The organism is Enterobacter sp. HMSC16D10 (assembly GCF_001807145.1).
In the GTDB taxonomy this organism is placed as follows: Bacteria; Pseudomonadota; Gammaproteobacteria; order Enterobacterales; family Enterobacteriaceae; genus Enterobacter; species Enterobacter roggenkampii.
In genome coordinates this window covers 1-4,921 of record NZ_KV787812.1, presented here as the reverse complement: position 1 = coordinate 4,921, position 4,921 = coordinate 1, and the positions used below count along the sequence as shown (strand labels likewise).

At 52.6% G+C, this 4,921-nt stretch carries 6 protein-coding genes and 1 pseudogene; 3 read left to right on the top strand and 4 right to left on the bottom strand.

Annotated features, from left to right (window positions below):
* Positions 1 to 37 precede the first annotated feature (37 nt).
* Entirely contained in the window at positions 38 to 607 is a 570-nt protein-coding gene (locus HMPREF3143_RS00045) for an N-6 DNA methylase (RefSeq protein ID WP_350346191.1), read from the top strand.
* 52 nt (positions 608 to 659) lie between these two features.
* On the opposite strand, the gene HMPREF3143_RS00040 is transcribed toward HMPREF3143_RS00045, so the two are convergent.
* The 4 genes from HMPREF3143_RS00040 to HMPREF3143_RS00025 all read right to left on the bottom strand — a co-directional run bounded on the left by HMPREF3143_RS00040 (position 660) and on the right by HMPREF3143_RS00025 (position 3,436).
* Positions 660 to 932 carry a helix-turn-helix domain-containing protein gene (locus HMPREF3143_RS00040; RefSeq protein ID WP_000703827.1) on the bottom strand — a complete coding sequence of 91 codons (273 nt, stop codon included), beginning with the start codon at positions 930 to 932 and terminating at the stop codon, positions 660 to 662.
* A gap of 48 nt (positions 933 to 980) precedes the next feature.
* Positions 981 to 2,162: a ParB/RepB/Spo0J family partition protein gene (locus HMPREF3143_RS00035; RefSeq protein ID WP_001207227.1), complete on the bottom strand. Its 1,182-nt coding sequence runs from the start codon at positions 2,160 to 2,162 to the stop codon at positions 981 to 983.
* A 3-nt stretch (positions 2,163 to 2,165) separates the two neighbouring features.
* Positions 2,166 to 2,951, bottom strand: a complete 786-nt coding sequence (locus HMPREF3143_RS00030; protein ID WP_001151304.1) for a ParA family protein — start codon at positions 2,949 to 2,951, stop codon at positions 2,166 to 2,168.
* Positions 2,952 to 3,124: 173 nt separating this feature from the next.
* The gene (locus HMPREF3143_RS00025; protein WP_000338945.1) at positions 3,125 to 3,436 is read right to left on the bottom strand and encodes a hypothetical protein; all 312 of its coding nucleotides are present in this window, start codon (positions 3,434 to 3,436) and stop codon (positions 3,125 to 3,127) included.
* A gap of 306 nt (positions 3,437 to 3,742) precedes the next feature.
* On the opposite strand from HMPREF3143_RS00025, the gene sul2 reads away from it, so the two are divergent.
* Positions 3,743 to 4,558, top strand: a complete 816-nt coding sequence (gene sul2 / locus HMPREF3143_RS00020; RefSeq protein WP_070531211.1) for a sulfonamide-resistant dihydropteroate synthase Sul2 — start codon at positions 3,743 to 3,745, stop codon at positions 4,556 to 4,558.
* Positions 4,559 to 4,644: 86 nt separating this feature from the next.
* Positions 4,645 to 4,921: pseudogene (locus HMPREF3143_RS00015) on the top strand (hypothetical protein); the annotation flags it as partial.

The window sequence follows — 4,921 nt, the reverse complement described above, 5'->3', positions numbered from 1 at the left end:
CTGGGGTGGGTCAGTTTTACACTGCTGCTAACACAGAATGGGCACATCTCGGTTTGTTGAGGCCTTTATTGACCAGTGGGCATACTTGCAGACTGGCCTATACCCAGCCAAGGAGGAGATCCCGGAAGAACTTCAGCCGGTCGCCTTCGAGCTCTCTCACGTCCTGTCTGCCGCCATTAAGCGCGACCCCACCAGCGATGTTTTGGGTTACGTCCTAAGCATGTCTGGCTTCCACAAGAAGGGCACCAATTACTTCCCCACTCCTCCAGAGATTGGCCGCTTGATGTCACTCATTGTTGGCTCACAGTCTTCGGCAGACTTTTATGAGCCCTGCTGTGGTTCTGGCATCAACGCCATTCACTGGATGGAAAACCTGATCGAGAACCACGGTCCCGAAGCATTGAGAGAAGCCTCAATCTACCTGGAAGACATCGATCCGTTGATGGTGAAGTGCTGCATGATCCAGCTATTCCATTATTTCGAGTCCCGCAATACCACTCCCAAAACGCTGAGTATCGTCGGCATAGACACCCTTAGCAGACGAACCAAGAACATCGCCTACTACGCCGAAAAACCTCCAGCAACCGCCGCTACCGTGGCAGCATAAAAAAACCCGCCGATTGGCGGGTTTTGCATTCAATGCGCTGCTCTATGGCACCTTACAGTTTTCCGTACCGGTTCAAGAACGAAGACCTGTCTAAGATCCCCCAGTCTGTCAGCATGTAGTAGCCGGTGGCACCTCGTTCGCCGGTAGACTCCCTGACGAACAAGATATTCATTCCGAACTCATCACGCAGGGCAGACAACTGTCTCTTGATCGTTGATTCAGGAATATTTGTTGCCTTGTGAAGGTCTTGGAGACTTGGCTTCTCCGTTTTAGACAGGGCATTCACCAAAGCAAATTTTCTTTTCATGTCCTGTGAGATCTTCATATTCACCTGTTCTTGACAGGCCCAACCTCTCTGGCTGGGCCTCCTTTATTAGCCTTCGACACTCAGGAGTTCAATGTCTGACACAGGCACATGAACATGCTTTTCCTTGCCTTCGCCATCGAGCGTTTTAACCCAGACAGTAGACGGAACCAGAGCAACACGGTCGGTCATGATGACTCCACGTTTGGTCTCGCCATCCAGGTTAACGTTGACAGCAAAAATCAAACTGTCAGCCCGGACGTTCTTCCATTCCTTGTCCTTCGGCAGAGGAGGAAGAGCATCACCGCCTTCTTCATCTTTGTCCTTGCCGCTGTTATCTGGCTGCTTGACAGGATCTTTGTGCTCACCCTCTTCATCACGCAAAGGGTCTTCGTCATCATCGTCCTGACCATTGGAATTTTTACCCCCTTCCAGTTCCTCCTGGGCAAGGTTCAGGTCGTCATTCCCGGTTTGTTCCGACGTACCATCCCCACCCGAGTTGAGGGATTGCTCGTCGGTGTTGCCAGCGCCAAGCTCATCATTCTGGTGGGAGCCAGTCAGTGGGCCTTTTTCCATTTCGTCTTTGATACGTTTGGCATCATTCAGCAGCTCACGGCTTTGTTTACGAGTAATCCCGTCAGACATAGCCACCGCGCAGACGGCGCGACATCTTTCTTCATTCAGATCGAACAAGAGACGAAGGTTATTCAAGGTCTCTGTATCAGAACATACTTCATTATCGTATAACTCACGCACACAGTCAGGTAGCTTGAGCAACGACAGATGCGTAGATACGAAAGTGATATTCTTACCGAGCCGATCAGCAATATCCTTTTGCTTCCAACCTTCTTCAATAAACAGGTTTAACGCCTCGGCAATCTCTACCGGAGTCAAGTCATCCCGCTGGATGTTTTCGATCAGCTCACCAGCAGTCTCGTCCAAGTTGTTCTGGACCTTATCATTCACCACCAAGTCAATGGTCTCGATACCAGCGTGTTTACACGCTCTCCAACGCCGCTCCCCTTTTTGGATGACGAACTTGCCTTCTTCGTTCTTCGGGAACACGATGATCGGAGACTGCTGCCCTTCGGTCAGCAAGGTTGCCGCCAGCTCTTCAATGTTACGGAAGCGCTTACGAACCTGGACCTTGGATACAACGTCGTCAACAGGTACGGTAAGAACCTCTTTGCCTTTCTTGCCTTTGGCGGCTTTAGCAAGTTCGGACAGGCCTTTTAAATTGTTCAATGCCATCGCTTAGCCCACCTTCTCTAATAGTTCTTCCAACACCGCCTCAACTTCTTTGGCCGCGACATGTCCATAGCGAAGCTCCCAGACAGGGATGCCATCAGTCGTCGCCGTATCGAGCGGAGGCCGGTGCATAATTTTGTTCTCAAACAACAGATCCGGAACTGTGTTCTCCAGCGACTTGAGGGCTTTGTCGTGATTGACAGAGCGGTCCATGTCGTTGATCACGATGCCCAGGATCTCCAAATCTTGGTTGTACGCCTCGCGCACACCAATAATCGTGTTCAGGAGACCTTCTACGCCGTCCACAGCGAAGCCAGAGAGCTTTACTGGACATGCCACATGGGTAGACATCACCAACGCTGCCACCAGCTTTCTGCCGAGGCTAGGCGGACAATCAATCAGCACGTAGTCGTAGTTCTCAAACAGCTCAGCCAAATGGCGAGCCGGATTCATGGCCTGGTCAAGAGGCACAGCCTCCATCTCAAACAGATCCGGGTCGTTTTTCGGCGTATGAATGAGGTCTGCACCGCAAGGGCAGTGCATGACCTCAATGCCGTCCAGCTCGTAAGCGAACAGCTCTGCGGTTTTGGTTCCTGTGAGGATGGGCTCGTAGTCACCATCCTCAAGCTCTCGTCTGGGGGCCAGTCGAGAGGACGTGTTCCCCTGACCATCCATATCCAAGACCAGCACTTTCTTTTTCTTCTGTAACGCCAGATAAAAGGCCTGCTGGATACAGAGGGTACTCTTACCCACTCCGCCTTTCTGGTTGGCGAAGCTGATTACTTTTGCCATACCCACCTCTATTTTGGTTTCTCGCAGGTGATCAAGACCACCCCCAAACTTTCACATGTGAAAGATTGTAGCGATCATAAAATGATACTGCAATATCTAATTATGGTTCTGTTAAAACAAACTTTAAACAAAAAAACGGCCATGAAGGCCGCTTATTGACAAGGTTTGTGCTGTCAGCGCAATTGATTTGCTGCTCCAAGCCCATTCGCCAATAACTGCATCGCATCGTTGAACAGCGCGGAGCCCCGTTCCGGTGTGAGCAATTCCGGCATATCTTCTCGCGGCCAAGTACCGGCTACTTGAATGAGCAAACTGGCAGCCCAGTGGATCTGCTTTTCTTCACTTTCATCGGCCAGAGTGCATACGACGGGGAAACCGTACTTACGCCCCCAGCGACTCACCTCTTTGAACGATACCAGCTCAGGCTTTTGCAAATCCCGGCTGTAGGCCTCAGCTATCATGTGGTTCAGTTCTTTAGCGTCCATTTATCCCACTCTATTGTAAACAAGACATTTTTATCTTTTATATTCAATGGCTTATTTTCCTGCTAATTGGTAATACCATGAAAAATACCATGCTCAGAAAAGGCTTAACAATATTTTGAAAAATTGCCTACTGAGCGCTGCCGCACAGCTCCATAGGCCGCTTTCCTGGCTTTGCTTCCAGATGTATGCTATTCTGCTCCTGCAGCTAATGGATCACCGCAAACAGGTTACTCGCCTGGGGATTCCCTTTCGACCCGAGCATCCGTATGAGACTCATGCTCGATTATTATTATTATAGAAGCCCCCATGAATAAATCGCTCATCATTTTCGGCATCGTCAACATAACCTCGGACAGTTTCTCCGATGGAGGCCGGTATCTGGCGCCAGACGCAGCCATTGCGCAGGCGCGTAAGCTGATGGCCGAGGGGGCAGATGTGATCGACCTCGGTCCGGCATCCAGCAATCCCGACGCCGCGCCTGTTTCGTCCGACACAGAAATCGCGCGTATCGCGCCGGTGCTGGACGCGCTCAAGGCAGGTGGCATTCCCGTCTCGCTCGACAGTTATCAACCCGCGACGCAAGCCTATGCCTTGTCGCGTGGTGTGGCCTATCTCAATGATATTCGCGGTTTTCCAGACGCTGCGTTCTATCCGCAATTGGCGAAATCATCTGCCAAACTCGTCGTTATGCATTCGGTGCAAGACGGGCAGGCAGATCGGCGCGAGGCACCCGCTGGCGACATCATGGATCACATTGCGGCGTTCTTTGACGCGCGCATCGCGGCGCTGACGGGTGCCGGTATCAAACGCAACCGCCTTGTCCTTGATCCCGGCATGGGGTTTTTTCTGGGGGCTGCTCCCGAAACCTCGCTCTCGGTGCTGGCGCGGTTCGATGAATTGCGGCTGCGCTTCGATTTGCCGGTGCTTCTGTCTGTTTCGCGCAAATCCTTTCTGCGCGCGCTCACAGGCCGTGGTCCGGGGGATGTCGGGGCCGCGACACTCGCTGCAGAGCTTGCCGCCGCCGCAGGTGGAGCTGACTTCATCCGCACACACGAGCCGCGCCCCTTGCGCGACGGGCTGGCGGTATTGGCGGCGCTGAAAGAAACCGCAAGAATTCGTTAACTGCACATTCGGGATATTTCTCTATATTCGCGGTTCAGCAGGCATGTCCCCTTTGAGGGCGACCCGACGACAGGATAATCGACCTTATGGTGCGCAAATATTTCGGCACAGACGGTATTCGTGGCAAAGCCAACGAAGGCGCGATGACGGCGGAAACCGCCTTGCGCGTCGGCATGGCGGCTGGCCGTGTCTTTCGTCGCGGTGACCACCGCCATCGTGTCGTGATCGGCAAGGATACGCGCCTGTCGGGCTATATGCTTGAACCCGCGCTCACAGCCGGTTTCACCTCGATGGGCATGGACGTATTCCTTTTTGGCCCGCTGCCGACAACGTATAGGAAGAATAAACGCCCTTTTCACCCAA

Excerpts from the sequence above, each read along its gene's own strand:
- HMPREF3143_RS00045 (WP_350346191.1), top strand. The coding sequence starts at position 38 with ATGGGCACATCTCGGTTTGTTGAGGCCTTTATTGACCAGTGGGCATAC.
- HMPREF3143_RS00040 (WP_000703827.1), bottom strand. The coding sequence starts at position 932 with ATGAAGATCTCACAGGACATGAAAAGAAAATTTGCTTTGGTGAATGCC.
- HMPREF3143_RS00035 (WP_001207227.1), bottom strand. The coding sequence starts at position 2,162 with ATGGCATTGAACAATTTAAAAGGCCTGTCCGAACTTGCTAAAGCCGCC.
- HMPREF3143_RS00030 (WP_001151304.1), bottom strand. The coding sequence starts at position 2,951 with ATGGCAAAAGTAATCAGCTTCGCCAACCAGAAAGGCGGAGTGGGTAAG.
- HMPREF3143_RS00025 (WP_000338945.1), bottom strand. The coding sequence starts at position 3,436 with ATGGACGCTAAAGAACTGAACCACATGATAGCTGAGGCCTACAGCCGG.
- sul2 (WP_070531211.1), top strand. The coding sequence starts at position 3,743 with ATGAATAAATCGCTCATCATTTTCGGCATCGTCAACATAACCTCGGAC.